The sequence below is a fragment of the Pseudomonas abyssi genome, assembly GCF_002307495.1.
In the GTDB taxonomy this organism is placed as follows: Bacteria; Pseudomonadota; Gammaproteobacteria; order Pseudomonadales; family Pseudomonadaceae; genus Halopseudomonas; species Halopseudomonas abyssi.
Genome location: NZ_NTMR01000019.1, coordinates 77,640 through 103,605, shown reverse-complemented (window position 1 = coordinate 103,605; position 25,966 = coordinate 77,640). Strand labels below are relative to the sequence as shown.

General features: G+C 61.8%; 24 protein-coding genes and 2 pseudogenes. 15 read left to right on the top strand and 11 right to left on the bottom strand.

Annotated elements, in window-relative coordinates; genetic code table 11:
* The first annotated feature begins 27 nt into the window (after positions 1-27).
* The 5 genes from CNQ84_RS14595 to CNQ84_RS14575 all read left to right on the top strand — a co-directional run bounded on the left by CNQ84_RS14595 (position 28) and on the right by CNQ84_RS14575 (position 6,061).
* Positions 28-1,212, top strand: a complete 1,185-nt coding sequence (locus CNQ84_RS14595) for an AAA family ATPase (RefSeq protein WP_096005577.1) — start codon at positions 28-30, stop codon at positions 1,210-1,212.
* A 6-nt stretch (positions 1,213-1,218) separates the two neighbouring features.
* Entirely contained in the window at positions 1,219-1,749 is a 531-nt protein-coding gene (locus tag CNQ84_RS14590) for a hypothetical protein (protein WP_096005576.1), read from the top strand.
* 182 nt (positions 1,750-1,931) lie between these two features.
* Positions 1,932-3,056, top strand: coding sequence for a protein adenylyltransferase Fic (gene fic, locus CNQ84_RS14585; RefSeq protein WP_096005575.1), 1,125 nt, complete (start codon positions 1,932-1,934; stop codon positions 3,054-3,056).
* Between the two features lie 7 nt (positions 3,057-3,063).
* Positions 3,064-4,641, top strand: coding sequence for a class I SAM-dependent DNA methyltransferase (locus CNQ84_RS14580; protein WP_096005574.1), 1,578 nt, complete (start codon positions 3,064-3,066; stop codon positions 4,639-4,641).
* Positions 4,634-6,061: a restriction endonuclease subunit S gene (locus CNQ84_RS14575; protein ID WP_096005573.1), complete on the top strand. Its 1,428-nt coding sequence runs from the start codon at positions 4,634-4,636 to the stop codon at positions 6,059-6,061. The genes CNQ84_RS14580 and CNQ84_RS14575 overlap by 8 nt, the downstream gene beginning before the upstream one ends.
* Before the next feature lie 418 nt (positions 6,062-6,479).
* Here CNQ84_RS14575 and CNQ84_RS14570 read toward each other — a convergent pair whose 3' ends face one another.
* Complete coding sequence (locus CNQ84_RS14570; protein WP_096005572.1) at positions 6,480-6,887, bottom strand: PIN-like domain-containing protein; 408 nt, start codon at positions 6,885-6,887, stop codon at positions 6,480-6,482.
* Positions 6,884-7,471, bottom strand: a complete 588-nt coding sequence (locus CNQ84_RS14565; RefSeq protein WP_245841428.1) for a DUF433 domain-containing protein — start codon at positions 7,469-7,471, stop codon at positions 6,884-6,886. The genes CNQ84_RS14570 and CNQ84_RS14565 overlap by 4 nt, the downstream gene beginning before the upstream one ends.
* Positions 7,472-7,960: 489 nt before the next feature.
* On the opposite strand from CNQ84_RS14565, the gene CNQ84_RS14560 reads away from it, so the two are divergent.
* From CNQ84_RS14560 to CNQ84_RS20785, 4 genes and pseudogenes are all read left to right on the top strand, one after another.
* A complete protein-coding gene (locus tag CNQ84_RS14560; protein WP_096005571.1) occupies positions 7,961-8,587 on the top strand; it encodes a hypothetical protein in 627 nt (208 codons plus the stop codon).
* 116 nt (positions 8,588-8,703) lie between these two features.
* Positions 8,704-9,690: a cation diffusion facilitator family transporter gene (locus tag CNQ84_RS14555; protein ID WP_096005570.1), complete on the top strand. Its 987-nt coding sequence runs from the start codon at positions 8,704-8,706 to the stop codon at positions 9,688-9,690.
* 70 nt (positions 9,691-9,760) lie between these two features.
* A pseudogene (locus CNQ84_RS20790) lies at positions 9,761-10,165 on the top strand (DUF1810 domain-containing protein); the annotation flags it as partial.
* Positions 10,166-10,219: 54 nt separating this feature from the next.
* Positions 10,220-10,822 (top strand): class I SAM-dependent methyltransferase, encoded by a 603-nt coding sequence (locus CNQ84_RS20785; protein WP_165771305.1) that lies wholly within the window; start codon positions 10,220-10,222, stop codon positions 10,820-10,822.
* 82 nt (positions 10,823-10,904) lie between these two features.
* Here CNQ84_RS20785 and CNQ84_RS14545 read toward each other — a convergent pair whose 3' ends face one another.
* The 6 genes and pseudogenes from CNQ84_RS14545 to ccoG all read right to left on the bottom strand — a co-directional run bounded on the left by CNQ84_RS14545 (position 10,905) and on the right by ccoG (position 16,858).
* Entirely contained in the window at positions 10,905-13,016 is a 2,112-nt protein-coding gene (locus CNQ84_RS14545) for a TonB-dependent copper receptor (RefSeq protein ID WP_096005568.1), read from the bottom strand.
* Positions 13,017-13,122: 106 nt separating this feature from the next.
* On the bottom strand, positions 13,123-13,530 hold the full coding sequence (locus CNQ84_RS14540; RefSeq protein WP_165771303.1) for a DUF2946 domain-containing protein: 408 nt from the start codon (positions 13,528-13,530) through the stop codon (positions 13,123-13,125).
* Positions 13,531-13,595: 65 nt separating this feature from the next.
* Positions 13,596-13,742 (bottom strand): hypothetical protein, encoded by a 147-nt coding sequence (locus CNQ84_RS20520; protein ID WP_165771302.1) that lies wholly within the window; start codon positions 13,740-13,742, stop codon positions 13,596-13,598.
* A 19-nt stretch (positions 13,743-13,761) separates the two neighbouring features.
* Positions 13,762-13,974: pseudogene (locus tag CNQ84_RS14535) on the bottom strand (cytochrome C oxidase Cbb3); the annotation flags it as partial.
* Positions 13,975-14,002: 28 nt separating this feature from the next.
* Positions 14,003-15,412, bottom strand: a complete 1,410-nt coding sequence (gene mapR / locus CNQ84_RS14530; protein WP_096005566.1) for a GntR family transcriptional regulator MpaR — start codon at positions 15,410-15,412, stop codon at positions 14,003-14,005.
* Between the two features lie 63 nt (positions 15,413-15,475).
* Positions 15,476-16,858, bottom strand: a complete 1,383-nt coding sequence (ccoG, locus tag CNQ84_RS14525) for a cytochrome c oxidase accessory protein CcoG (RefSeq protein ID WP_096005565.1) — start codon at positions 16,856-16,858, stop codon at positions 15,476-15,478.
* Between the two features lie 284 nt (positions 16,859-17,142).
* Here ccoG and CNQ84_RS14520 point away from each other — a divergent pair, with 284 nt between their 5' ends.
* The 4 genes from CNQ84_RS14520 to CNQ84_RS14505 are packed head-to-tail and all read left to right on the top strand — an operon-like array spanning position 17,143 to position 20,381.
* On the top strand, positions 17,143-18,813 hold the full coding sequence (locus CNQ84_RS14520) for a nitrite/sulfite reductase (protein WP_096005564.1): 1,671 nt from the start codon (positions 17,143-17,145) through the stop codon (positions 18,811-18,813).
* Positions 18,810-19,328: a DUF934 domain-containing protein gene (locus tag CNQ84_RS14515; RefSeq protein ID WP_096005563.1), complete on the top strand. Its 519-nt coding sequence runs from the start codon at positions 18,810-18,812 to the stop codon at positions 19,326-19,328. Before CNQ84_RS14520 ends, CNQ84_RS14515 begins: the two co-directional genes overlap by 4 nt.
* Positions 19,322-19,672: a CidA/LrgA family protein gene (locus tag CNQ84_RS14510; RefSeq protein WP_096005562.1), complete on the top strand. Its 351-nt coding sequence runs from the start codon at positions 19,322-19,324 to the stop codon at positions 19,670-19,672. The genes CNQ84_RS14515 and CNQ84_RS14510 overlap by 7 nt, the downstream gene beginning before the upstream one ends.
* Entirely contained in the window at positions 19,665-20,381 is a 717-nt protein-coding gene (locus CNQ84_RS14505; protein WP_096005561.1) for an LrgB family protein, read from the top strand. The genes CNQ84_RS14510 and CNQ84_RS14505 overlap by 8 nt, the downstream gene beginning before the upstream one ends.
* Before the next feature lie 7 nt (positions 20,382-20,388).
* Here the strand turns inward: CNQ84_RS14505 and ubiM are convergent, their stop codons facing one another.
* The gene (gene ubiM, locus CNQ84_RS14500; RefSeq protein ID WP_096005560.1) at positions 20,389-21,561 is read right to left on the bottom strand and encodes a 5-demethoxyubiquinol-8 5-hydroxylase UbiM; all 1,173 of its coding nucleotides are present in this window, start codon (positions 21,559-21,561) and stop codon (positions 20,389-20,391) included.
* A 236-nt stretch (positions 21,562-21,797) separates the two neighbouring features.
* Here ubiM and CNQ84_RS14495 point away from each other — a divergent pair, with 236 nt between their 5' ends.
* The gene (locus CNQ84_RS14495; protein WP_096005559.1) at positions 21,798-22,436 is read left to right on the top strand and encodes an isochorismatase family protein; all 639 of its coding nucleotides are present in this window, start codon (positions 21,798-21,800) and stop codon (positions 22,434-22,436) included.
* Here the strand turns inward: CNQ84_RS14495 and trhP are convergent.
* On the bottom strand, positions 22,433-23,716 hold the full coding sequence (trhP, locus tag CNQ84_RS14490) for a prephenate-dependent tRNA uridine(34) hydroxylase TrhP (RefSeq protein WP_096005558.1): 1,284 nt from the start codon (positions 23,714-23,716) through the stop codon (positions 22,433-22,435). The two genes, CNQ84_RS14495 and trhP, sit on opposite strands and share 4 nt — an antisense overlap.
* A gap of 133 nt (positions 23,717-23,849) precedes the next feature.
* Between trhP and CNQ84_RS14485 the strand changes: the two genes are divergently transcribed.
* Positions 23,850-24,704 (top strand): LysR family transcriptional regulator, encoded by an 855-nt coding sequence (locus CNQ84_RS14485; protein ID WP_096005557.1) that lies wholly within the window; start codon positions 23,850-23,852, stop codon positions 24,702-24,704.
* 4 nt (positions 24,705-24,708) lie between these two features.
* Here the strand turns inward: CNQ84_RS14485 and CNQ84_RS14480 are convergent, their stop codons facing one another.
* A complete protein-coding gene (locus CNQ84_RS14480) occupies positions 24,709-25,869 on the bottom strand; it encodes an HPP family protein (protein ID WP_096005556.1) in 1,161 nt (386 codons plus the stop codon).
* Positions 25,870-25,966 lie beyond the last annotated feature (97 nt).

The window sequence follows — 25,966 nt, the reverse complement described above, 5'->3', positions numbered from 1 at the left end:
ACAAAATTTCGTTGAATCGCCAAGAATATGATAAAGAATCTGAGTTTCAGGAACTTCTACAGTTTTGCCGGTGAAGCCATCATCGACTTCGGGCTGGGCAAAAAGCCCACCCCATCCGGTTACGACATCACCGTTGGGAGTGAGCGCTACAACAAGACAGTCGCTGTAGTTGGCGCAAACGGTTCAGGCAAAACCCAGTTTGTGAAGCCGCTAGCGTTCCTGCGCTGGTTCGTAACCGAGTCCTTTCTGGGGGTCGCCCCTGATCGCAATTTGCCATTCTATCCCCATAAATTACACAGCACCGAATCCAGTCACTTTGAGCTGGAGTTTATGCACCAGGGCGTGGATTACCGTTACCAGTTGGAGTTGACCAATACAGCCGTTATTGCTGAGGCGCTCTATGAAAAAACCAGCACGCAGTTCAGCTACGTGTTCAAGCGAGAAAAAACCGCTCATGGTTATAGCTTCAAGCAAAAAGGCTTTCCCTTTGCCAAGGCTCAGGCAGAGAAGCTGCGCAGTACCGCTTCACTCATCGCCGCAGCCCACAGTTATGACGTAGCCGAAGCTCGTCCTTTTATCGAGTTTTTCAATTACATTGAATCGAACGTCATCAGCTCAGGACGCGTGCATTTTCAGCACGGGGCGGTTATTGAGGCGGCAGAGCAGTTCCAGCAGGATCCAGAACTCCAGAAGCAGATGTCGAAAGCAATAAGTCAGTTCGATCTCGGCTTGAGTGGAGTGAGAATCCGCGAGTTGACTCGGATCGATGAGACTGGCAAGGAAGAAAAGCTCTTTGTTCCTTTCGGCCTGCATCAGACGGCAGATGGAGGCAGTTTTGAGCTGCCCTTTTTTGAGGAGTCCAGCGGCACCCAGTCGGCCTTTGTTCTGCTTGAGCCCATACTGAGAACCTTGCGCCAGGGTGGTGTAGCGGTAATTGACGAGTTGGACAATGACCTGCACCCGCATCTTGTGCCGCGACTGTTGGAATGGTTCGAGTTTGACCACAGTAACCCGCATCAAGCGCAACTGATCTTTACCTGCCACACCCCCGAGGTGCTTAACCTGCTACAAAAGCATCAGGTGTATCTGGTCGAGAAACGCAATCAGGCCAGTGAAGCCTGGCGTTTGGACGATATGACCGGGCTGCGCGCCGACGATAATCTGTACGCCAAGTACATGACTGGCGCCCTCGGTGCCGTCCCGACTTTGTGATCCGCCATGGCCAGGAAGCGAAATCACCACAAGCAGCAGCGCCTAGTCAGCAAAACGACCCTGCTGATTGTCGGCGAGGGGGCTGATGACCAAGCCTTTATCAAGCACATGAACCAGCAGATAAATGCTGATAACGACGGCATAAAACCGACCATAGAAAAACAATCCGGCGGCTCGCCAGGCAATATCATCACCAACGCCACAAGAAAGTATGACCACCTGCCGTTTGACCAGAGATATATTGTCCTGGATTCCGATATACCCTTGACCCAGCAAGATCGCGACAAGGCCAGGAAGCATGGCTACCACATCATTGAATGGACCCCGGTGTGCCTTGAAGGCGCACTATTGGAGGTGCTGGGTGAAAGGGTCGCCAACAACGCGCAGGCTGCGGCATTGAAAGCTCGGTTACATCCGTTGCTGGATGGTCCTCACACCGACAGCAAGTCGTACCGACAGCGTTTCTCCAGGGGCGTGCTTGATGCAGCCACAAACACCTCCGTTGTAGCGGTCAGGGAAGCCCTGGGGAAGCGCTGATCCGGCCGGCACCGCCCTCATGTTGAAATAACAGCGAGCGCTATTTTATCAACAGCCTTAACTTGAAATAGCGTGCGAGATTTCGTGTCGAAAATACACAAAAATATCGACACGTTTGCTTGTTGTGTCGATAGCATCGACATACACTGCTCAACCTGTCGACATAACCCGGCTGACTGAACATGACCTGGCACCCCGAGCACCCCTATAACACCCTGCCACTGCTACCACCCGATCCGCAGGCACTAGAAAGCATCCCGGTGCTGAAGGCCTGCATCGGTGCCCGGGCCGCGCTGGCTGAGCTCAAGCAGGCCGGTGAGCTGCTGCCCAACCAGACCCTGCTGATCAACCTGCTGCCCTTGCTCGAAGCCAAAGACAGCTCGGAAATAGAGAACATCGTCACCACGATGGATCGGCTGTTCCAATTTGCCCAGGAAGACAGCGCTGCCGATGCCGCGACCAAAGAGGCGCTGCGCTACCGCACGGCGCTGTACCAGGGCTACCGGCAGTTGCAGCAGCGCCCGCTGTGCGTGACCACCGCGACCGACATCTGCAGCACCCTCAAGGGGCAAGACATGACCGTGCGCAAGATACCGGGCACCGTCATCGCCAACCAGACCAGCGGCGAGGTGGTTTATACCCCACCGGTGGGCGAGGCCGTCATACGTAACCTGCTCGCCAATTGGGAGCAGTTTCTGCACGCGTCGGATGACACCGACCCGCTGATCAAAATGGCCGTGAGTCATTACCAGTTCGAGGCCATCCACCCTTTTCTCGACGGCAACGGCCGCACCGGGCGCATCGTCAACGTGCTCTACCTGATAGAACAGCAGCTGCTTACGCTGCCCATCCTCTATCTGAGCCGCTATATCGTGCAGCACAAGCAGGACTATTACCGCCTGCTCACTCAGGTAACCCGCGATGCCGACTGGCAGGCCTGGATTGTCTTTATGCTCAAGGGCGTGGAGGGAACCTCAATCTGGACCTGTGCCAAGATTGCCGCCATTCGCCAGTTGATGGAGCACACCAGCGACCATGTGCGCAACGCCCTGCCAAAAATCTATAGCCATGAGCTGCTGCAGCTGATCTTCGAGCAGCCCTATTGCCGTATCAGTGACTTGGTCGAGCGACAGATCGCCAAGCGCCAAACCGCGTCGGTTTACCTCAAGCAGCTCTGCGACGTCGGCGTGCTAAGCGAAATAGCCGCCGGCAAGGAAAAGCTCTTCGTGCACCCCAAGCTGGTGACACTGATGACCTACGACAGCAATGCGTTTGCGGCCTACCCGCAAACCCACACCCCCGACTGAGACCACCATGACCAACAACGACATCGTGCAGAAACTCTGGAACCTCTGCGACGTACTGCGCGACGACGGCATCAACTACAGCGACTACGTCACCGAACTGGTGCTGCTGCTGTTTATCAAGATGGTGCACGAGAACACCGAAGCCGGGCTGCTGGAGAAGCACCCGCTGCCCGCCGGCTGCCGCTGGACCGATCTGAACGGCAAATCCGGCATCAACCTGCTGAACGACTACAAGCGTATTCTGCTCAGCCTCTCCACCGGCAAAGACGCCGACGGCAATCTGGTGCACCAAGACCCGCTGATCAGCGCCATTTACGCCGACGCCCAAACCCGTCTGCGCGAACCACGCCACCTGGAACAGATGATCCGCACCCTCGACCAGATCGACTGGTTCAGCGCCCAGAAAGATGGCCTGGGTGATCTCTACGAAGGGCTGCTGGAAAAGAACGCCAGCGAAACCAAGTCCGGCGCCGGCCAGTACTTCACCCCGCGCGCGCTGATCAACAGCATGGTGCGCTGCATCAAGCCGCAACCCGGCGAAGTGATTCAGGACCCGGCCGCCGGCACAGCCGGCTTTCTGGTAGCCGCTGACCAGTACATGCGCGAGCAGACAGACAACTATCTGGACCTCAGCGCCAAAGACGCCGCCTTTCAGAAAAACCAGGCCTTCGTGGGCATTGAACTGGTGCCCAACACCCGCCGCCTGTCGCTGATGAACTGCCTGCTGCACGGCATGGAAGGTGATGACGAAGGCGTAGTGCATCTGGGTAACGCCCTGGGCGAAGCCGGCAAAAGCCTGCCCCGCGCCGACATCATCCTTGCCAACCCGCCCTTCGGCACCAGCAAGGGCGGCGAAGCCTCGAACACCCGTGACGATCTGACCTTCAAGACCAGCAACAAACAACTGGCCTTTCTGCAGCACATCTACCGCAATCTCAAGCCCGGCGGCCGCGCCGCCGTGGTGCTGCCAGACAACGTGCTGTTTGAAGCCGGCATTGGCACCGAGGTGCGCCGCGACCTGATGCACAAATGCAACTTGCACACCATTTTGCGCCTGCCCACCGGCATCTTTTACGCCCAGGGCGTAAAGACCAACGTACTGTTCTTCCAAAAAGGCAGCGCCACCGACCCGTTGCAGGCAGAAAACTGCACCCAGCGCACCTGGGTGTTTGACTTGCGCAGCAATATGCCCAGCTTCGGCAAACGCTCCCCCTTCGGCGACACCCACCTCAAACCCTTTGAAGACGCCTACGGCAGCGACCCGAACGGCAACAGCCCGCGCGCCGAGAATGTCGACGGTGTTGGTGAGCTCAGTCGCTTCCGCGTATTTACCCGCGAGCAGATTGCCGAACGTGGCGATTCGTTGGATATCAGTTGGCTCAAGGATGGCGATAGCCTGGATGCCAGCGAACTGCCGGCGCCGGAAGTGTTGGCCGGTGAAGCCATGAGCGAGCTGACCGAGGCGCTGCGCGAGCTGGAGCAGTTGATGCAGGCGCTGGGTGCCGGGGATGAGGCTGAGCAGCAGAAAAGAATGCTGGCGGAGGTGATGGGGCTTTCGGTGGTTCAGGAGACTGGAGATGAGTGAATTGCCCGAAAGCTGGGTTCAGACCACCTTGGGACAGGTTGTGAACTACGCCCATAACGAAACAGTTGATCCAGCTGAGATGCAACCAGAAGCCTGGCTTCTTGAACTTGAGGATATTGAGTGCGATACGGGCAAGGTACTGGAGCGAAAAACCGTTGGAGCGCGCGCGCCGAAAAGCACGAAGAATCGTTTTTATGCAGGTGATGTGCTTTATGGAAAGCTGCGGCCCTATCTGAACAAAGTGGTCAGGGCTGATAAGGATGGGTTTTGCTCCAGCGAAATCATTGCCATTTCGCCCGGCCCCATCGACGCGAATTACCTTTTCTATTCAATGCGCGCCCCGTGCTTCATTGAGTATGTGAGCAGTGTTTCGCATGGGATGCGGATGCCGCGCTTGGGAACTCAGCAAGCAAAAGAGGCACCATTTACTTTACCTCCAGCCGCCGAACAAACCCGCATCGCCGCCAAACTCGACGAGCTGCTGGCTCAGGTCGACACCCTGAAAGCCCGCATCGACGGCATCCCCGCCCTGCTCAAACGCTTCCGCCAATCCGTACTTGCTGCGGCGGTTTCGGGGAGGTTGACGGAGGAGTGGCGGAGCATGAGCCCAGAGCGACGAGCAGAGCAAACCATTAAAACCCTCAAAGCTGCTCGCCCTGCTAAAGAGCAAGAGCACACTCCTGTTTTTTTTGAAGAGCTGCCACACATACCTGAAAACTGGGAATGGGCCAGCCTTGGCTTTTTAGTTTCACCTGATGAGGCACTTTGCTATGGCGTTGTGCAGCCGGGCACTGACGATCCAGATGGGGTTTATCTAATCCGAGCAGGCGATCTCAAGTCAGGTTCTGTTGACACATCACAACTGCGGAAGATCTCTGTAGACACGCATAACGAATACCGGCGCTCACAAGTTAAGGGTGGGGAAATCCTCGTCACTGTCGTTGGGGCTGGAATTGGAGAGACAGCGATTATTCCAGCCGAGTGCGCAGGGTTTAACATTGCAAGAGCGGTCGCGAAACTTCCAATTCGTGAAGTTTCCGCCAAATACGTTTATCTATGGCTCTCCACAAGTTTGGCTTTAAGCTGGATGAAAGGCTCTTCAAGAGAGGTGGCACGACCAACTCTTAATCTTGAGCAACTCAGAGCACTACCAGTCCCGATTCCTGATGGCAGCGAACAAACCGAAATCGTCCGCCGCGTCGAGCAGCTATTCGCCTTTGCCGATCAGTTGGAAGCCCGTGTTGCCGCTGCGCAGGAGCGGATCGACAAACTGACCCAAAGCATTCTGGCCAAGGCGTTTCGCGGTGAACTGGTGCCGCAGGACCCGAACGACGAGCCCGCCAGCGTGCTGCTGGAGCGTATCAAGGCCCAGCGCGCCGCTGCGCCCAAGGCCAAGCGCGGGCGCAAGGCAAAAGCCTGACCCGCCGCCTTCCGGAAAGGTCGAGCTCCCGCTCGACCAGCGGCCCGCCCTTCAGCATCAACGCGCGCGTATCGCCAATCGGGCTAGCTGTTCTCAAGCCCGCAATCCCATAACGCATTTGAGGTCTTGAACAGAAAGTGTCGCCGCGCCAGTGAACGTGAATGCGTGGGAGAGGGTTAAGAAGGAATGGAATTGAAGATTTTTCACCTGTAGAAAGCGAAAAGCCCCGGTGCAACTCACCGAGGCTATAGCGCCGACCGGGCACCCCCAATCCACTTGTCTCGAAGCATAAGCCACGCTAATAAAATCGCGCAACCTGCGTGAGCGCCAACCTGTTCTGGATCGGCTTGGCCAGCGAGCAGATGTAACCGTCGTAGCGGAAATGCCCTACCTAGGCGGGAGCAGGGATGTTAGCTGGCTATACTTGCAGCACCTCGAACTTGCCGGGAGGGGAATAGCGCCAAGCTACCTTGAACACGCCGCCACCGCTGATGCGCTCTGCTTGTCCTGTGATGGCAGGCCACCATCGCACCAGATTATGCGCTACATCCCAATAGGGCGCGTTTTGCCACTGTCTAGCAAGGATAAATACAGCCAATTCTGACTCGCGGATTGCGCGTTTTTCCATATTCCCCTTACTGAACTTGTCTTTGGATACCAGCACCCAGTTACCCTCTGTCTTGAGCTGCTGAACAAGTTCGATGTCGGAAGTGTTGGGCGCGAATTTCTCTTTTAGCCCGACAACCTGGTGGTTGTCGATTTTGCTTAGTTCATTTAGTGCCTTGGCTAAGGCTGGCGGCAAATTGTTGTCCAGTAAAAATTTCACGCGGCATCCTTGCGCTCGAATTTCAGGGCGGCCTCTACCTCGGCGGCTGTTAGCTCGTAAATGCTTGCAACCCGCCGAATGCTCTGACCTTCTGCTTGATACGCCGCAGCAACGGTCTCGGTATCGATACCCGACTTGGCCAGAATAGGCTTGCCAAAGTGCCGTGCCGGGTCCAAAACTACGGATTTATTACTCTTTAGCGGGTACCAGCGTAGTGCTTCGCCTTCGCGGTCGTAGTCAATGCCGGCGTATAGCGAGTCGCTTATCACCTGCTTGAAAGCGTATTGCCGCTTTACCAAGTCAATTAGTGCCTCATCGCCCGTTTCTTCCATGACGCTAGCAAAAATGGTCCTTCCATCTGTCTGAAAACGTCTGCAGGTAAAGGGGTATGGTTGATCAAACCACTCTCTGGCATGTGCTGCTGCTGCGCGAATCGCCTGCAGGCTAACGTTGTACTGACGAAATGCATGTACAAAACGAATCTCTAGCAAGTCGTGAAAGCTAAGGGTCTTTTCTTCCAGGCCAGCTAGTGCGGGTTGCCATAACCCGGAGTGCAGCTTTCCGGCAGCACGATAGCCAAACACCCAGCGATTTATCTGGTCTACCGGGATGTCCGTGTAGGTTGCCGCTTCAGGCAGGCTATAAAGCCCGATGCCCAGCAGTGAGCTAATGGTGTCTGAGTCTTTCATAGCAGTGTCGAGGTGCATGGCCTTCCTTGGCTCCGAGGTGTGTTGCTGATAGCTCAGAAATGTAGCATGAATGCTTCTTGTGGGCACCCGATAGCCAGGGCTACTGCACCCTGTGGCTCAACGCGCCAACACTCGCTCACAGTGATGGTGTGTTTAGGCAGCGAATATTCACCCAACCTGCTCTGGGCAGCTCAGTCGGTGCTGATGCTGACGGACTCGCTTTCGCTGGCGATTGGGGGGCTTTTGCTGCCTTGCCGGCTCGCCCGCCTCACAGCAACACTCCTTAGGGCTCCTTGTGCATCCACTCGGTTGTCGAAAGCGCCGTTAGTTGGTCTACTAACGCTCAACGTTCCAGTCGTTCAGCTACCACCCTTGAGTCACCCCATGAGCGCCTACCAGACCAGCACACTGCTACTCGACGGTATCGCCTTCCAGGTGATCTCCGGCGGCGCCTTCTCGCCTGACGAGCACGGCATTTGCCCCTACCATGCCGATACCTGGACGCCCAGCGGCAGTGTCGTCACTTACGCTGTGATCGACGGCCAGTTGATGCTGCAAAGCGTCTACACCAATCATGCACCGGCTGGCGCTGACGACTCCGCAAGGCCGCGTTCTATTGATAATGCCAATACGCTCGACCCGTTCGGGAGCGCGCCTGATGGCAGTTGGGCGAGCACGCAGAGCCTTTGGCCCAGCTGCAAGCGTAGAGCCGAAGACCGCATCCCGCCGCCGATCAACGGCGTAGAGCCCACGCGCCTGTCCGATGATTATTGGCATTACGCGGATATCAATTTGCCGCTCGAGCACAGCGGCGAGCTGCACGTTGACCGCCTGCCGCCGCTGACCGGCGATGAGAACCCGGATTCTATCGACGACCTGCTCAAAGCCATCATCGACAGCGGTAACGGCGTCAGCGGATATCGTCTGCAGTTTGAGCACGGCAAGCTGGTGAAGCAAACCGCCGAGCCCAATGAGCAGCTGGATTTTTTGTTGTCCTTCGGCCGCCCCTGACCGAAGGTTAAAGGAGCCAGCGCCGCTTGACCTTGTAGCAACTTCAGGGTTTTCAATGGGGCAACTGGCACAGGCCAGCCATAGTTAGACTCGATTGAGCCAGCGGAGCACCTGCCATGTCTGCACACCAGCACGGCCACCATGACCACAGCCACAGCCACAGCCACAGCCACAGCCACAGCCACAGCCACAGCCATAGCCACAGCCATAGCCATAGCCATAGCCATGGCAGCGGCAAGGTATTGCTGTTTGCCCTGATCTTTACCGGAGCCTTTGCCCTGGTTGAGGTCGTTGCCGGTTTGCTGGCCAACTCGCTGGCGTTGCTGTCCGACGCGGGCCACATGCTGACGGACTCGCTGTCACTGGCGGTCGGGGCGTTTGCTGCCTGGCTGGCCAGCAGGCCAGCCTCAAGGCAACATTCCTTTGGGCTGCAACGGGCCGAGGTGCTGGGCGCGCTGTTCAATGTCATTTTTATGTTTGTGGTGGTCGCCTTTATTGCCTGGGAGGCGGCAGAGCGTCTGTTTGATACGCCGGAGGTAGATGGCGGAGCGGTGCTGCTGGTTGGCGGGCTGGGGTTGCTGGTCAATGTCATCGTCGCCTGGGTGCTGATGCGCGGCGAGCAGAACATGAACGTGCGCGGGGCGCTGCTGCACGTGATGGGCGATCTGCTGGGCTCGGTGGCCGCCGTCGCTGCGGGCCTGATCATCTATCTGGGCGGCCCGTCGATCATGGACCCGCTGCTATCGCTGCTGGTCTGCGTGCTGATTCTGGTCTCAGCCGTGCGGCTGCTGCGCGCCGTCACCCGGGTGTTGATGGAGGGTGTACCGCCGGGCATCGAGCCGGCCGAGGTGCGCCGGGCGCTGGGCGAGATCGACGGCGTGCGGGCGGTGCACGACCTGCACATCTGGAGCCTGTCTTCCAACAATCATGCACTGGCAGCCCATGTCGACATCGACTCGCTGGCGCAATGGCCGCGCGTTTTGCCGCAGATTCAGCAACTGCTGCGCGAACGCTTTGGTATTACCCACAGCACCCTGCAGCCGGAGGATGCTGCGCTGGCAGGGCGCTGCGAGTTGGATGCCGGTTGCGCGGCACCTGTTTAATCCCCTTGCCGCGCGGCGGGGCGGCGCGTACAACGTCTCCAAACGCTTGTAATCGCCCTGTGAGAGACTCATGACTGACCCCCACAACCTGCAACGCTTCCTCGATGCTCAGGCCGATGGCTACGCCGCTGCGCTGGCTGAACTGCAGGCCGGGCGCAAAACCTCGCACTGGATGTGGTTTGTGTTTCCACAGTTGGCCGGGCTGGGGCGCAGCAGTACCGCGCAGTTCTACGCCATTGCTGACCTGACCGAAGCACGCGCCTATCTGGCGCACCCGGTTTTGGGCGCAAGGCTTGAGGCCTGCGCCCGGGCCCTGCTGGCCTGGCCTGAGCGCTCTGCCTGGCAGATTCTCGGCTCCCCCGATGACCTCAAGTTGCGCTCCAGCATGACGCTGTTTGCCCAGGCTGCGCCCGACAACCCGCTGTTCAGCGAGGTGCTGGCGGTGTTCTGCGCCGGTGAGCCGGATGCGCGCACCCTGCAGCTGCTGGGGGTGGCCGACAGCTCGACAAGCGCAGCGGACGACGAGGCAATGCAGCTGGCCAGCCGCACGCTGGGGCACTACCAGACCAACGCCGAGCGCTTTCGCGAAGGCACGCAGGATCACGATGTCAGCCAGAACATAGACGCGTTGCTGCGGCATATTCAGGCGCCGGCGCCCTGGCAGATTCTTGATCTGGGCTGCGGGCCGGGGCGCGATCTGCGCACCTTTCGCGCCCTGGGGCATAACGCCGTCGGGCTCGATGGCGCCGAAGCCTTTGTGCAGATGGCGCGTGAGGCCAGCGGCTGTGAGGTGTGGCATCAGGATTTTCTGGCGCTGGACCTGCCGGCGGCGCGTTTTGACGGCGTCTTTGCCAACGCCTGTCTGTTCCATATCCCCAGCCACTTGCTGCCCGGTGCCTTGGCGCAATTGCATCAGACGCTGAAACCCGGAGGCGTGCTGTTCAGCTCCAACCCGCGTGGGGAGGATCAGGAAGGCTGGAGCGGCGAACGCTACGGCGCCTACTACCGACTGGAGACCTGGCGTGCGCTGCTGCAGGCGGCGGGCTTTGTCGAACTGGAGCACTATTACCGCCCATCCGGCCTGCCGCGCGAGCAGCAGCCCTGGCTGGCGAGTGTCTGGCGACGGGGCTGAAACGACACCGCCCGGCACTGGCCGGGCGGTGTGTTGGCGCTCTTATGTTCTGATAAATGGTGGACACGCCTGTTTCCAGACCCTAGAAGTCAAAGTCCACCTTGGCCCACAGCGAGCGCCCCGGTTCGTTGATAGCGATGGAGTCGGCGGGATAGCCGAATGCCGAGTTACCCGCCAGGTTGAGGTGCTCGGCGTAGGCCTTGTCGAACAGGTTGTCGACGCCCACGCTGAGTTTGAGCTGCTCACTCAGGCGGTAGGCGCCGTTGAGCGAAAACACCCCAAAGCCGCCGCTCTTGCCGATGTCCTGGCCAACCACGTTGCCGGCCCCTTCATCTACCCGGTTCTGCTCGGCGACGACGCGCCACAGGGCGCCTGCGCTCCAGTCGTTGTGCGCATAGCTCAGGCCCAGGCGGGCTTCCAGCGGCGGCATCTGCGGCAGCGGCTCGCCGTCGCTGCGGTTTACACCCCAGGCGTAGGCCAGGGTGGCGTCGGCGTTCCAGCGCTCGGTCAGGTCATAGGCCACGCCCATTTCCGCACCGGCGATGCGCGCATCGACGTTGTAGGCCTGGCTGCGGCGCATGCCCATCATGGTCGAGTAGCGGAACAGGATGAAGTCATCCACCTGCCCGGCGTAGGCTGAGGCCCAGGCTTGCAGGCGCGCGTCCTGATACTGGATGCCCACGTCCAGCTGGGTGGTCTTCTCCGGCTCTATGCCGTCGAAGGCGTTCAGCTCCCCGGTAGGTGCCAGGCTGGCGGAGAACAGCTCCCAGTAATCCGGGAAGCGCGCGGCGTGACCCAGGCCGGCGTACAGGGTGGCGGGGCTGCCGGACAGGTCGTGCTCGTAGCGCAAAAAGCCGCTGGGCAGGGTGTCGCTGCGGGTCTGGCCGGCGGTCGGGTTGGGGGTGGCCATACCCATCATACTGCGGATGCTCTGGCGGTAGTCTTTGGTTTCTGCGCGGTCCAGGCGGGCGCCACCAATCCAGCGGGTGGTATCGCTGCGGTACCAGGTGGCCTCGCTGAACAGCCCGACGTTGCGCATCACGGCGTCCTTCTCCCAGGCAAACTCGTCCGCATCGGTGTAGCCGGTCATCTTGCTGTAGCTGGATGAACGGGCGCGGTGTTCGCTGCGTTGGGCGTCGACGCCGGTCACCAGTTCGACCTTGTCCAGCTCAAAGGTCAGCGCCAGGCGGCCACCGAGCGTGCGGCGATCAACCTGCGATGCCATGGGCATGGGCATCATGCTGGTCGGGTCAGGTGCGCGCAGGCGGAAGTTGTCCATGATGTGGTCGGCGTAGTTGTAGTAAAGCTGCGCCTCCAGTTTGTCGATGGCGCCGAGGTTGCTCTTCTCAAACCGCAGGCCAAGGCTTTCACGCAGAAACTGGCTGCCGTCCATGCCGCGGCCGGCGTAGCGCGCCTCGCCGTCGCCCTTGCCGGCGGTGAATTCCAGCAGGGTGTCGGCATCCGGCGTCCAACCCAGGGCCATGTCGCCGTTCCACTTGCTCCAGCGCGAGGGCACAGTGTCGCCGTTGCCGTCGTCATAGTCGTCGGACCTGGCGTCGTTGCCGGTAAAGCGCAGGTAGCCGATCTGGTTGCCGATGGCAGCGTCCAGGGTCTTGTCAAAGCGACCGTTGCTGCCGCCCAGCACACTGGCATGGATACGGCTGCCGGGCTCATAAAACTGCTCCGGCTCACGCTCAAACAGCACGGTGCCGGCTGAGGCCCCCGGCCCCCAGCGCACGCTTTGCGGGCCCTTGATCACGGTCAGGCGGTCGTAGGTTTCTGGCGAGATGTAGGAGCTGGGCGCGTCCATGCGGTTGGGGCAGGCGCCGATCATCTGGCCGCCGTTGGCCAGCAGGTTGATGCGCGAGCCGAACATGCCGCGCAGCACCGGGTCGCCGTTGCTGCCGCCAGCGCGGATGGCAGAAAAGCCCGGGATGGTCTTCAGGTAGTCAGTGGCGTCGCTGGCAGGCACCGGCTGACGGGCATCTTTGGGGTCGGCAATGATGGTCAGCGGTGAGCTTTGCTGGACTGCCGTTACCACCACGGGCGCGAGCTGCAGTACATCGTCGCTGCTGTCATGCAGATGCTCTTCGTGGCTTTGGGCAGTGGCTCCCAGGCTGGTAAACAGCAGGGCGAAGGCAGCTTGCCAGCGCAGGCTGGTGCTGGTTCGGGTAAAGCGGTTGGCGTGTTGCATTGTTGTCATCCACACAATGGCCATGGCGGCGCAGGCGGCGCCGGGCCGAAATCAGGAGAAGGTGAGGTGCAGGTGACGCAACGCACGGCCGGTGGCCGCGGTGGGCTCAGACGGCGCGTGGCGCAGCGTCGAGCGGGGAGGGTGATGCGCGAGGGTTGATGGAGGGCCAGCTGTAGCGTGGCGGTGGCCGGGCCCACTGGCCGCTGGGCGGGGCGCTGACCGGGCTGGCCGGCAGGTAGTCGAGCGACCAGCCATGCATGGCCACTGCGGTGCCGTGGCCGAGCGATGAGCACAGCGGGCAGCTGGCCTGCATGTCGTTCATCTGGTGCTGCTGGTGGTCGTCCAGATCGACGCCAAGGCTGTCGCTGCCGAGGTTACAGAACACCACGCCAGCGCCACTCAGATGCTGCCCGCTCATCTGGCCCTGATGGAAACCGCAGGTCAGCAGACTCACCAGGGTGCACAGATAGAGCACCAGGGCGAGTGAGAGGCGGTTATCGCGGGTCAGATTCATGCGCGCAATTCTAGCACTGCGCGCGAGATTCGGCGCCATGCGGCTGGTTGCCGCATGACTTTTGCTCAGGCGTCGAAGCGGTCAGGCTCTTCGGCAAATGGCAGCTGGGCGGCCTGGTCCAGCTCATCGCCGGGGTGGTTGGCCAGGCAGGTTTGTACGGCGATATACAAGCCCAGCAGGGTCAGCAATCCCGAGAGTTCTGCAATCAGCATTGGTATTCCCTCCGTTATATCAATGGGCGACAGCCAGCTGAGCGGCTGCTGCCTGTTCCGCCTTTGCCTGCCGCACGGTACGCCAGGTGTTCCAGGCCATGCACAGCATGCCGGTGAGGAAGAAGGCGCCACCAATGACGCGGACCACATAGCCCGGATGGCTGGCCTCCAGCGCTTCAACAAAGCTGTAGGTCGGTGTGCCGTCCACGTTCACGGCCCGCCACATCTGGCCGCAAAAAGCAGGTCAGATAGCGTTGCGCTCAGAACGCGGCGAGCAACCGCCCTAGCGTTGCCATGGCCTGTTCACAGCGCTCATCCCACGGCGTGCCGTAGTTCAGCCGCGCGCAGTTGCGGTACTGCCGGTTGGCCGAAAAGATCGGCCCCGGCGCGAGACTGATGCCTTGGGCCAGCGCGTGCTGGAACAATTGTAGCGAATCGACTCGCTCGGGAAATTCAAACCACAGAAAGTACCCGCCATTGGGGCGGCTAACCCGGGTCTCGTGGGGGAAGTGTCGCGCAGCCGAAGCCAACATGGCGCGCTGCTGGCTCTCCAATGCATGGCGCAACTTGCGCAGGTGGCGGTCGTAGCCGCCGTGCTGCAGGTAGTCGGCCAGCGCGGCCTGGGCGGGTACCGAGGGGGAAATGGTGGTCATCAGTTTGAGCCGGCTGACCTGCTCGGCAAAGCGCCCAGCCGCGACCCAGCCGACGCGGTAGCCGGGCGCCAGGCATTTGGAAAACGAGCCGCAGTGCATGACCAGCCCGTCGGTATCGAAGCTTTTAACCGGTTTTGGCGGCTTGGCGCTGAAGTACAGCTCGGCGTAAACGTCATCCTCGATCATCGGCACCTGATGCTGCTTGAGCAGGGCATAGAGCTGCTTCTTCTTGGCGTCGCTCATGCTGGCGCCCAGCGGGTTCTGCAGGCTGCTCATAAACCAGCAGGCCTTGATCGGAAAGCGCTGCAGGCTGTCGGCCAAACTCTCCAGGTCTATGCCTTCGCGTGGGTGCACCGGAATCTCGACCACCTTGAGTTGCAGTCGCTCCAGCACCTGCAGGGTGGCGTAAAAGGTCGGGCTCTCGATCGCGACCAGGTCGCCGGGCTGGGTGACCGACTGCAGGCAGAGGTTGAGTGCTTCCATGGCGCCATTGGTGATCACCAGTTCGTCCATCGGCAGCAGCATGCCACTGACCATATAGCGCAGGGCGATCTGGCGGCGCAGGTCGGGGTTGCCGGCTGTCATGTCGGCAATCACCGAGTGGGGTTTCATGTCGCGGACGCTGCTGGCCAGCGAGCGCGACAGCCGCGCCAGCGGGAACAGGTCCGGGCTCGGGAAGGCCGAGCCGAAGGCGACCATCTCCGGGTCCTTGAGCGAGCCGAGCACCGAGAACACCAGCTCGCTGACGTCCACATCGACGCTGCTGGAGGCGTAGGGACTGATATTCGGCTCGCTCAGCTGACGCCGCGCCAGCGCGTGGACGAAGTAGCCCGAGCGGGGTCTGGCCTGAATCAGGCCGCGGTCTTCCAGCAGATAGTAGGCCTGGAACACGGTCGATGGACTGACCCCGTAGGTGCTGCTGGCATGCCGCACCGAAGGGATTTTTTCGCCCGGGGCGATGACCCCGGTGCGGATCAGCTCGGCGATGTCGTCGGCCAGCTTTTCGTAGCGTTTCATCCCGTTCTGCGACTCTGAAGGTGGAGTCCGCCACTGTAGGCCATCACGCGCGCGCATGCGATATCAGCGCACGGCTGGAGAGACGAAGGTGCTCTCGTCGCTGACTCGGCTGGCCGGGTCGTTCAGATCCTGCACGACGAATTCCAGCGGCTCGCTGCCAGCGGCGGTTGTTGCATCGCGGCGACTGACCCGCACGGCCACGGTGCCGGTCTCGCCCGCAGGGACCTGCAGGTTGCCGAGGCCCTGGGTATTGAACCGCTCGGCGTCCGCCAGGCTGAGGCTGTACTCGCGTGGCTGCTGGGTCTTGTTCAGCACCTTGAGTGTGTAGATGTTGTCGATTTCGCCATTGCTGTTGGCGCGGAATACGCTGCGGTCACGGCTGATGTCCAGATCGATCAGCGGGCGGGTCTGCAGGCCCCAGACCAGGCCGCCGATCATCAGCAGCAGGGCAATGGCGTAGCCGACCAGACGCGGGCGCAACCAGTGCGTCTTGCCGCCAGCCAGCGCACGTTCGGAGGTGTAGCGAATCAGTCCGCGCTGGTAACCCATCTGATCCATGATGCCATTGCAGGCGTCGATGCAGGCGCCGCAGCTGATGCAGTCGATTTGCAGACCGTCGCGGATGTCGATACCGGTCGGGCAGACTTGTACGCAGACGGTGCAGTCGATGCAGTCGCCCAAACCGCTAGCTGCCGGGTCAGTGTTTTTCTTGCGTGGGCCGCGTGCTTCACCGCGCGCCGCGTCGTAGGTCACCAGCAGCGTGTCGGCATCAAACATCGCGCTCTGGAAACGCGAGTACGGGCACATGTGCACGCACACCTGCTCGCGCAGCCAGCCGGCGTTGAAGTAGGTGGCGGCGGTAAAGCACAGCAGCCAGAACGCGGTAGTCGCGCCAACCTGCCAACTCAGCAGGTCGCTCACCAGCTCGCGTACCGGGGTGAAATAACCGATGAAACCAATTGCCGTGGCCAGGCTGATGGCGAGCCACAGGCCGTGCTTGGCGCTGCGGCGCAGCAGCTTGTTGAGCGACCAGGGCGCGGCGTCGAGGCGAATGCGCTGATGACGTTCACCCTCGGTGACCTTCTCGACCCACATGAATATCCAGGTCCAGACGCTCTGCGGGCAGCTGTAACCGCACCACACCCGGCCGGCGACCACGGTGATAAAAAACAGGCCGAAGGCGGCAATCATCAAAATCGCTGACAGCAGGGTGAAATCCTGCGGCCAGAAGGTCGCACCGAAGATGTGGAACTGCTTGCTGTCCAGATCCCACAGCACGGCTTGCTGACCGTTCCAGTCGATCCAGGCGGTACCGAAGAACAGTAGCATCAGCGCACTCGCGCCGAGCAGCCGCAGGTTGCGGTACAGACCCTTGAAACTGCGGGTGTGAATCGGGCCGCCCTGTTGGGCAGGTGTCAGATCTTTCAGGGGGATGTGGCTGGTCATGGCATCACGGCTCTTGGATTTTCAGGCTGTGGCGATGATGCGGGGATGGCTGATCTGGTAACAGATTCAGATTGGACGCAAAAAACCATATCAGATGGCGCGAAAAGGTCGCTCAGAGCGCTGGCCTGAAGATGGATTGCACGCAGCCTGCAGTGCTCGGCTGATATGGTTTTTTTTGCCGGATCTGAGGCTGGTACGGCTCAGGCGGCCTGCGCATAGTGGCCGCCTTGTTGAGTCGGTGCGGTAGATCCGCTGTGTGCGGCTGCTGCGCCTTGGAGGTGAGCATGTACCACTACGATGAGTACGACCGGGCGCTGGTCGCCGAGCGGGTCGCCCAGTTTCGTGATCAGGTCAGTCGGCGTCTGAGCGGTGAGCTGAGCGAGGAGGAGTTTCTGCCGCTGCGTCTGCAGAACGGTCTCTACCTGCAGCGCCACGCCTACATGCTGCGGGTGGCGATTCCCTACGGCACCTTGTCGGCCGATCAGTTGCGCACGCTGGCGAGTGTCGCCCGGGATTTTGACCGCGGCTACGGCCACTTCACCACGCGCCAGAACATTCAGTTCAACTGGATCGAGCTGGAGCAGGTGGGCGACATTCTGGCTCGGTTGGCGGCGGTCGACATGCATGCGATTCAGACCTCCGGCAACTGCGTGCGCAACATCAGCACTGACGCCTTTGCTGGCGTGGCCGCTGACGAGCTGCTCGACCCGCGGCCGTTGGCCGAGATTCTGCGCCAGTGGTCGACGGTCAATCCCGAGTTTCTCTACCTGCCGCGCAAGTTCAAGATCGCCCTGTGCTCGGCCAGCGAAGACCGCGCGGCGGTGATGATGCATGACATCGGGCTGTACCTGTACCGCGATGGCGCAGGGGAGATGCTGTTCGACGTGATGGTCGGCGGTGGTCTGGGCCGCACGCCAATTCTGTCGCAGCCGATCCGCAAGGCGCTGCCCTGGCAGCATTTGCTGTCCTACGTGGAGGCGGTGCTGCGGGTCTACAACCGCCACGGTCGGCGGGACAACAAGTACAAGGCGCGCATCAAGATTCTGGTCAAGGCACTGGGGATCGAGGCCTTTGCCCGCGAAGTCGAGGCCGAATGGGAGCACATCAAGAACGGCCCAGCCGAGCTGACTCGCGAAGAGTACGAGCGCGTTGCGGCCAGCTTTCAGCCGTCGGAGTATCCGCTACAACCGGCGGTCGATCTGGCATTCGGCAGTGCGCTGGCGCGCGACGCCGAGTTTGCCCGCTGGGTGCAGCGCAACACTCTGGCGCACAAGCAGCCGGGCTATGTGTCGGTCACGCTGTCGACCAAGCCCGGCGCCGACATGCCGCCCGGTGACGTGACTGCAGAGCAGATGGAGCAGGTGGCGCTGATGGCCGAACGCTTTGGCTTCGGCGAGATTCGGGTCGCCCACGAACAGAATCTGGTGCTGCCGGATGTCGCCAAGGCAGACCTGTACGCGCTCTGGCAGCAGGCCTGCGCATTTGGTCTGGCGACACCCAATATCGGCCTGCTGACCGATGTGATTGCCTGCCCCGGCGGCGATTACTGTTCGCTGGCCAACGCCAAGTCCATCCCGGTGGCACAGGCTATTCAGCAGCGCTTTGCCGACCCCGAGCTGCTGCAGGATCTGGGCGAAATCAGCTTGAACATCTCGGGCTGCATGAACGCCTGTGGTCATCATCACATTGGCAATATCGGCATTCTTGGCGTCGATAAAAACGGCAGCGAGTGGTACCAGCTCACCATCGGTGGGGCGCAGGGCAAGCAGAGCGCGTTGGGCAAGGTGATCGGTCCGGCCTTCAGTGCCGAGGACGTGCCCGAGGTGATTGCTCAACTGGCCGAGGTGTACCGCGAGCAGCGGCAGGGCACGGAGCGCTTTGTCGATACCGTCGCGCGTATCGGCCTCGCTCCGTTCAAGGCGCGGGTGTATCCGGCGCAGGAGGTGCGCGCATGAACAATCTGATAAGGCTGACTGAGCATGGGCCGGAGTTGATCCGCGATGACGGCTGGTCGCTGGCGCTGACGGAGGGAGAGACGGTTGCCGGACCGCGGATTCTCAGTCTGGACGGATGGCTGCAATGCCAGCCCGCGGCGGTGCTCGGCGGTCTTGTGCCCAGCGCGGACGCGGTCTGCCTGCAACCCGATGACGAGGCCGAGCGGCTGCAACCCTATCTGGCGGTGTTGCCGCTGATTGCCGTGCTGTTCCCGAGCTTTCGCGACGGCCGTGGCTACAGCCAGGCTTACCTGCTGCGCACCCGCATCGGCTGGACCGGCGAACTGCGCGCGGTGGGGGATGTGCTGCGTGATCAGCTCAGCCACATGCGCCAGTGCGGCTTTGATGCCTTTGCCGTGCGCGAGGACAAGTCTGTCGAGGATGCCATCAAGGGGCTGAGCGGCATGAGCGTGCTCTATGGGCGCTCGGCGATTGAGCCGCGGCCGCTGTTTCGTCGACGGACCAGCGAATGCTGAAGGGGTTGCTCTTGCTGGTGGTGATGCAGGCGGTTGGTGCGTTACTGCAGGCTGTCTGGTTGCCTATGCTGCCCGCGCCGGTCATCGGTTTGCTGCTGCTGTTGGCGTTGCTGGTGCTGCTGGGTCGGATTCCTGAGTGGCTGGAGCAGGCGAGCGCGGCATTGCTCGGCTATCTACCACTGATGCTGGCGATTCCGGCGACCGGTATTCTGCTCGGCGGTGATGTGCTGCTGGCGCAATTGCCTGCGATTGGCGCGGGGTTGGTCGTGTCGCTGCTGCTGTGCATTCCGCTGTGCGGCGTGCTGATGCAGCGGCTGATGACCGGGAGGCGTGAGTATGACTGACGCGCTGCTGCAGGTGGTCCATGCGCCACTGACCGCCATCGCGCTGACGCTGGCGGCTTTTGTGTTTGCGCTCTGGCTCTACCGGCGCACCGGCTGGCTGGTGCTGCAGCCGGTATTGATCACCATGCTGCTGATCATTGCCGGTATCCGCCTGTTGCAGCTGGATTATGCCGCCTACCGTGAAGCTGTTGTGCCCATCGCCTGGTTGCTGGGGCCCACCACGGTCGCGCTGGCGGTGCCCTTGTATCGGAATTTGCGGCGTATTCGCGCCAATCTCTGGCCGGTGCTGGTGACACTGCTGGTCGGTGGCGGCGCCAGCGTGGCTTTGACCTTGCTGGCCGCCTGGTTACTGGGGGCAGACCTGCCGGTGCTGATGACCCTGGCGACCAAATCGGTAACCATGCCGATTGCCATGCCGCTGGCCGAGCAACTGGGCGGGCTGGCGGCGCTGGCCGCGGTGCTGGTGATGTTGACCGGTGTATTGGGCACCGTCATGTTGCCGCCGTTGCTGGAGCTCGCTGGGGTCAATCACCCGGCGGCGCGGGGCATGGCCTACGGCATGAATGCGCATGCGGTGGGCACGGCCCGGGCGCTGGAGGAGGGCGATGAATGTGCGGCCTTTTCTGCGCTGGCGATGGGCGCGCTGGGGGTGCTGACCGCCTTGCTGCTGCCTGCCGCGGTGCTGGGATGGCAGCTGATCAGCGGCTGACCGGCCCTCAGCTGCCGGCGGTCAGGTGGCGCGCGATGCCGCGTTTGAGCGGGTTGAGCTGCTGCGCCGCGCGCAGGGCCGCGCCGCGCAACAGGCGCATGGGCAGGCGGTCATTGGTGTAGCAGCCAACCAGCAGGTTGGTGGCCTGGTAGAGCGGCCAGGTGGCCAGGCGCTGCTGGCGCTCATAGCGGTTCAGCAGGGCAATGGAGCCGATATCGCGGTTGCGCCTATGGGCGTCGAGCAGCAGCGTACTCAGGCGCTGCACACTGCCCAGGCCGAAGTTGAAACCATGCGCGGTGACCGGGTGCATGCCGACGGCGGCGTCGCCGATCAGGGCGCTGCGATGTGCGGTCAGGTGGCTGGCGTAGGCACCCACCAGCGGATAGACATGCCGCTCGCTGACCAGCGTCATGCCACCGAGTCGGTCGGCAAAACGGTGTTCCATTTCGGTAGCAAACTCGGTGGCGCTCATCTGCTGCAGCCGCTCGATATCCCGAGGCGGCAGGGTGACCACCACCGAGGATTGGCGACCATTGAGTGGCAGCAGCGCCAGGGTCTGACCGTAGCCAAACCATTCCCAGGCGACCTGCTGGTGGTCGGCGTCGTGCTGCATGCGGCAGACCAGCATACTTTTACCGAAGTCCTTCATCTGCGCACCGATGCCCAGCAGGCGTCGGGTCTCGGAAAAGCGGCTGTCTGCGGCCACCAGCAGGCTGCACTCCAGGGTGCTGCTGTCATCCAGCGCCAGCTCAATGCCGCCGCTATGCTGGCGCAGGTGGCGCAAGCGGGTGCCGGCGCGCACGGTGGCAGTGCCGGCGGCCTGCAGGCTGTCCCAGGCGGCCTGGCGGATGGCGCGATTGGCGACCAGGTGGCCGAGGTGATCGCTGCCGGCGTGGCGCGCCTGGATCTGCAGGGCGAACGGCGAGGGGCCGTTGAACACCTGGGCGTCGCGCAGCAATGCGACATCGTCGGCGGGCAAACGGTCCCAGATATCCAGCTGCTGCAGTAACCTGCGCGAGGCGTGGGTCAGGGCGATCTCGCGGCCGTCAAAGGCGGGGGCAGCCAGCGCAGACTCGGGCTGACGCTCGATCAGCGTGACCGCAAGGCCGCTGTCGGCCAGTGACCGGGCCAGACACAGGCCGCTGGGGCCAGCGCCGATGATGGCGATATCGCAGTGCATGACAGTCGCTCCTTCGAGGATGGAGAACGCAGTCTAGACACTTTGCTGCCCTGTTTAATTGTCCTGGGTCAGTGGTTGCCCCGAGTCGGTGCAGGCGGTGATGAGAGCGCTGCGCGGTGCGAGCCGTGTCGATGCCGCGTCGGCCGGACCTTTAGGGCTGAAACAGACCAAAAGGTACAAAACTTGCTGTAGTCAGTGCCGCGCTGTTCCCTTACCTCCGTCAAGTGGATGCCCCTATGAGCAAGCCCCTGGTCCGCTGGGACCTCAACCCGCGCCGCACCGCGGTGGTCGTCGTCGATATGCAGAAGGTCTTCTGCGAGCCGGACGGCGCTCTCTACGTGCCGAACACCGCCAAGATCATTCAGCCCATTCAGGCACTGGTCGATGCCGCCCGTGGCGTCGATGTGCCGGTGATTTACCTGCGTCACATCGTGCGTGGCGACGGCAGTGATACCGGCCGTATGCGCGATCTGTACCCCAACGTGGACGAGATTCTGGCCCGCAGCGAGCCGAACGTGGAGGTCATCGACGCGCTGGCGCCGCAGCCGGGCGACGTGGTCATCGACAAGCTGTTCTACAGCGGCTTTCACGGCACCGACCTGGACACCGTGCTGCGCGCCCGCGACGTGGACACCATCATCATCTGCGGCACGGTGACCAACGTCTGCTGCGAAACCACCATCCGCGACGGCGTGCATCGGGAATACAAGGTGATCGCCCTGAGCGACGCCAACGCGGCGATGGACTACCCGGATCTGGGCTTCGGCGCCATCAGTGCCGAGGAGATTCAACGTATCTCGCTCAGCACCATTGCCTATGAGTTTGGCGAGGTAACGACCACCGAGGATGTGATCATGCGCCTGACGACGGGTTAAGCCGGCAGCCAGCGCAACAGCAGAGCCCGGCTCAGGGCGGCCAGCGGCGGGCGCGGAATACGCACCCGGTGGCCGTTGCCCGGCGCCACCTCAATGGCGTTGCCATTACGATCCTGCAGGGTTTCCAGTACAAAACTGTGGTTGCCCTGCGGGGTCATCAGCTCCAGCTGGTCGCCGATGGCAAAGCGGTTTTTCACCTCGATCTCGATCCAGTCGCGATCTTCCCCGGCCAGTTCACCGACGAACTGGTGACGGCTCATGCGCGAGGCGCCCTGTTCGTAGTTCTGATACACCCCGGGTGGGTGACGGCGGTAGAAGCCTTCGGTGTAGCCACGGTTGGCGAGGCTTTCCAGGTCGTCCATCAGGCCCAGATTGAACGGGCGTCCGGCGACCGCGTCGTCGATCGCCTGGCGGTAGACCTGCACCGTGCGGGCAACATAGAAATGCGATTTGGTGCGTCCCTCGATCTTCAGTGAGTCCACACCCATCTGCACGAAGCGCTCGACGTGCTGCACTGCGCGCAGGTCTTTGGAGTTCATGATGTAGGTGCCGTGCTCATCTTCCTCAATGGCCATCGGCTCGTCGGGTTTGTCGTGCTGGGTGATGATCTGCACCGGCTGTGCAACCGGCTCGATATTGCCTTCGGCAGTTTCGACCGCGGGTTTTACGTCATATTGCCAGCGGCAGGCGTTGGTGCAGGCGCCCTGGTTGGCGTCGCGGTGGTTGAAGTAGCCGGACAGCAGGCAGCGCCCGGAGTAGGCGATACAGAGCGCGCCGTGGACGAATACCTCAAGGCCGACATCCGGGCAGCGCTGACGGATCTCTTCAACCTCCTCCAGTGACAGCTCGCGCGACAGAATGATGCGCTCCAGCCCCAGCTGCTGCCAGAACTTGACCGTCGCCCAGTTCACCGCGTTGGCCTGCACCGAGAGGTGTACCGGCAGCTCCGGCCAGCGCTCGCGCACCAGCATGATCAGCCCCGGGTCCGACATGATCAGCGCATCCGGCCCCATGGCGACCACGGGTTCCAGGTCGCGCAGGTAGGTAGCGACCTTGCTGTTGTGCGCTGCAATATTGCTGGCCAGATAGAACTTTTTTCCGAGTGCGTGGGCTTCTCGGATGCCCTCGGCCATGACTTCCGGGTTGTGAAAGTCGTTCTCGCGCACGCGCAGGCTGTAGCGCGGCTGACCGGCGTAAACCGCGTCGGCGCCATAGGCGAAGGCGTAGCGCATGGCCTTGAGGGTGCCGGCGGGGGCCAGCAGTTCGGGGGCATTGGGCATGATTGGGACCTGCGAAAAAAGGCCGCAGCTTAGTGGCTTGGTCTGTCTGACGTATTGACCGAGATCATGGCTTCCCTTGGCCGCTGCCGGTGGATGACGCACAATGCCGGCTTCCTTGGGATGAGCCCGACTTATGGATATCAGCCTCGCCAGAACCTTTCTTGAAGTTGTCCGCAGCGGCAGCCTGATTGCCGCCTCCGAGCAGTTGCACGTCACTCAGGCGGCGGTGACGGCGCGTATTCAGAGCCTGGAGTCGCAGCTCAACTGCCGCCTGTTTGTGCGCAACCGGGGCGGCGCGCGACTGACGGCCGATGGCGAGCTGTTTGTCACCTACGCCAATCAGCTGGTGCAGACCTGGGAGGCAGCGCAGCGGGATTTGCCGTTGGCCAGCGGTATCGACAATGTGCTGCATCTGGGCTGCGAAACCAGTCTCTATAACCCGCTGATGCTGCATTGGGTGCGCTTGCTGCGCACGGAGCTGGGTGCTCAAGCGGTGCGTGCCGAGGTGGGCGAGGGCGCGTTGCTGCAGCGCCGGCTGGAGCAGGGCACGCTGGATGCTGCGCTGGTGTTCCAGCCGAGTTACTGGCCGGGGCTGCAGGTCGAGGAGCTGTTGGAAGAGAAGCTGATTCAGGTATGCCTGCCGAGCCAGCCCGAGCCCTATATCTACATCGACTGGGGGGACGCCTTTCGCCAGCAGCATGATCGTGCCCTGCCGGACAAGGCCAAGGCTGAACTGACCTTCAATCTGGGGCCGATGGCCCTGCAGTACCTGCTCAGCTGCGGCGGCAGTGGTTATTTTCGTACCCGGGTGGTGCAGAGCTATCTGGACAGTGGACAGCTGCAGCGGGTGCCCCGGGCACCGGAATTCAGCTTCCCGACCTGGCTGGTCTACTCTCGCGAGCGTGACAGTGCGGTACTGCAGCAGGCGATCACGCTACTGCGTCAGGCCGCGGCGGACAGCCATGACTGGTCGCAGCGCTGGGATTAGGCCTTCAATCAGCGCCTGCCCGGATAGTCATCAACATGCTGCGTTGCAGCGCGGCGATCAGGTCGGTTTGGGTCACCATGCCGACCAGCCTGCCCTGCTCAACAACCGGCAAACAATGCAGCCCCTGACTGGAGAGCATCGGCACCAGCTGGGTGATGTGCAGGTCGGGTACTACGGCAATCACTGGCGAGGTCATGACCTCGCTCAGGGGCGATTTTTCGCCGCCGCCGCGGCGCAGCAGCCGGAAGCTGCCGCTGCGCCCGACAAAGTTGGCCAGGTCGGTCAGGCTGACGATCCCCACCAGCGCCTGCTCGGCATCCAGCACTGGCAGTACTCGCAAACGGTGCGTGTGCAACAGGTCCAGCGCTTCGCGCACCCGCGTCTCGGGTGTAGCGCAGCGCAGGTCGCGGGACATGATGTCGCGCACGTGGATGGCGCCCATGCTGCGGCGCAAGGCTGAGGCCTCAACCTTGTCGATCAGTTGCGTCAGGTCTTCGCGGGTCAGGTCGACAAAGCCGCCAAAGTCATTCAGCGCGGCATCCAGATCAGCATCGGTAAACCCCACGCGCATCTCTGGCGTGCGGTCGCTGGTGTGGTGCAGGTCGACCTGCGGTTGCGGTCGCTTCGGATATCGCACGCCGGTCAGATTGTTGTACAGCAGGGCGGTTGCCAGGAGCGTTACGGCATTGAGCATGACCGGCAGGACGGCCTTCTCGCCCAGCGCCTGGAGGGCCGGCCCGGCCAGCACCACGCACAGCGCCACTGCGCCCCCCGGTGGGTGCAGGCAACGCAGCGCGAACATGACCAGTAACGATAGCGCGACAGCCACGGCAGCCATCTCGATGCTATGGCCTCCCAACTGGGCGACGAGGGTAGCCACGAGGGCGGAGATCAGGTAGCTGCCAAAGATTGACCAGGGTTGGGCCAGCGCCCCGGAAGGGACTGCGAAGAGCAAAATGGCGGAGGCCCCCAGTGGGCCGATCAGCAGCACGGCGACTGCCGGACCAAAGACCAGTTGGCATAGCCAGACGCTGAAAAACAGTCCGAGCGCGGCTCCGCAGGCGGCACGTACCCACTCGCGGGGACGGGTGTGTAGTTGCCGGCCCGGAAGAACAGTCAGGCGGCGCGGGGCGTGGTGGGTAGTCACGTCGGTGGTGTCGGTCATGGTATCGCTTGTTTAAAGGTGAAAACGGGGTATTGCGCAGAGGGTCAGCGCGATTTGCGCTCGGCGTCGTCGGGCGTCGACTCGATAAAGCACCGCA

Excerpts from the sequence above, each read along its gene's own strand:
- mapR (WP_096005566.1), bottom strand. The coding sequence starts at position 15,412 with ATGAAACGCTACGAAAAGCTGGCCGACGACATCGCCGAGCTGATCCGC.
- CNQ84_RS14580 (WP_096005574.1), top strand. The coding sequence starts at position 3,064 with ATGACCAACAACGACATCGTGCAGAAACTCTGGAACCTCTGCGACGTA.
- fic (WP_096005575.1), top strand. The coding sequence starts at position 1,932 with ATGACCTGGCACCCCGAGCACCCCTATAACACCCTGCCACTGCTACCA.
- trhP (WP_096005558.1), bottom strand. The coding sequence starts at position 23,716 with ATGCCCAATGCCCCCGAACTGCTGGCCCCCGCCGGCACCCTCAAGGCC.
- CNQ84_RS20520 (WP_165771302.1), bottom strand. The coding sequence starts at position 13,742 with ATGCTGATTGCAGAACTCTCGGGATTGCTGACCCTGCTGGGCTTGTAT.
- CNQ84_RS14540 (WP_165771303.1), bottom strand. The coding sequence starts at position 13,530 with ATGAATCTGACCCGCGATAACCGCCTCTCACTCGCCCTGGTGCTCTAT.
- CNQ84_RS14520 (WP_096005564.1), top strand. The coding sequence starts at position 17,143 with ATGTACCACTACGATGAGTACGACCGGGCGCTGGTCGCCGAGCGGGTC.
- CNQ84_RS14590 (WP_096005576.1), top strand. The coding sequence starts at position 1,219 with ATGGCCAGGAAGCGAAATCACCACAAGCAGCAGCGCCTAGTCAGCAAA.
- ccoG (WP_096005565.1), bottom strand. The coding sequence starts at position 16,858 with ATGACCAGCCACATCCCCCTGAAAGATCTGACACCTGCCCAACAGGGC.
- CNQ84_RS14485 (WP_096005557.1), top strand. The coding sequence starts at position 23,850 with ATGGATATCAGCCTCGCCAGAACCTTTCTTGAAGTTGTCCGCAGCGGC.
- ubiM (WP_096005560.1), bottom strand. The coding sequence starts at position 21,561 with ATGCACTGCGATATCGCCATCATCGGCGCTGGCCCCAGCGGCCTGTGT.
- CNQ84_RS14515 (WP_096005563.1), top strand. The coding sequence starts at position 18,810 with ATGAACAATCTGATAAGGCTGACTGAGCATGGGCCGGAGTTGATCCGC.
- CNQ84_RS14555 (WP_096005570.1), top strand. The coding sequence starts at position 8,704 with ATGTCTGCACACCAGCACGGCCACCATGACCACAGCCACAGCCACAGC.
- CNQ84_RS14560 (WP_096005571.1), top strand. The coding sequence starts at position 7,961 with ATGAGCGCCTACCAGACCAGCACACTGCTACTCGACGGTATCGCCTTC.
- CNQ84_RS14505 (WP_096005561.1), top strand. The coding sequence starts at position 19,665 with ATGACTGACGCGCTGCTGCAGGTGGTCCATGCGCCACTGACCGCCATC.
- CNQ84_RS14510 (WP_096005562.1), top strand. The coding sequence starts at position 19,322 with ATGCTGAAGGGGTTGCTCTTGCTGGTGGTGATGCAGGCGGTTGGTGCG.
- CNQ84_RS14495 (WP_096005559.1), top strand. The coding sequence starts at position 21,798 with ATGAGCAAGCCCCTGGTCCGCTGGGACCTCAACCCGCGCCGCACCGCG.
- CNQ84_RS14575 (WP_096005573.1), top strand. The coding sequence starts at position 4,634 with ATGAGTGAATTGCCCGAAAGCTGGGTTCAGACCACCTTGGGACAGGTT.
- CNQ84_RS14480 (WP_096005556.1), bottom strand. The coding sequence starts at position 25,869 with ATGACCGACACCACCGACGTGACTACCCACCACGCCCCGCGCCGCCTG.
- CNQ84_RS14545 (WP_096005568.1), bottom strand. The coding sequence starts at position 13,016 with ATGCAACACGCCAACCGCTTTACCCGAACCAGCACCAGCCTGCGCTGG.
- CNQ84_RS14595 (WP_096005577.1), top strand. The coding sequence starts at position 28 with ATGATAAAGAATCTGAGTTTCAGGAACTTCTACAGTTTTGCCGGTGAA.
- CNQ84_RS20785 (WP_165771305.1), top strand. The coding sequence starts at position 10,220 with ATGCAGCTGGCCAGCCGCACGCTGGGGCACTACCAGACCAACGCCGAG.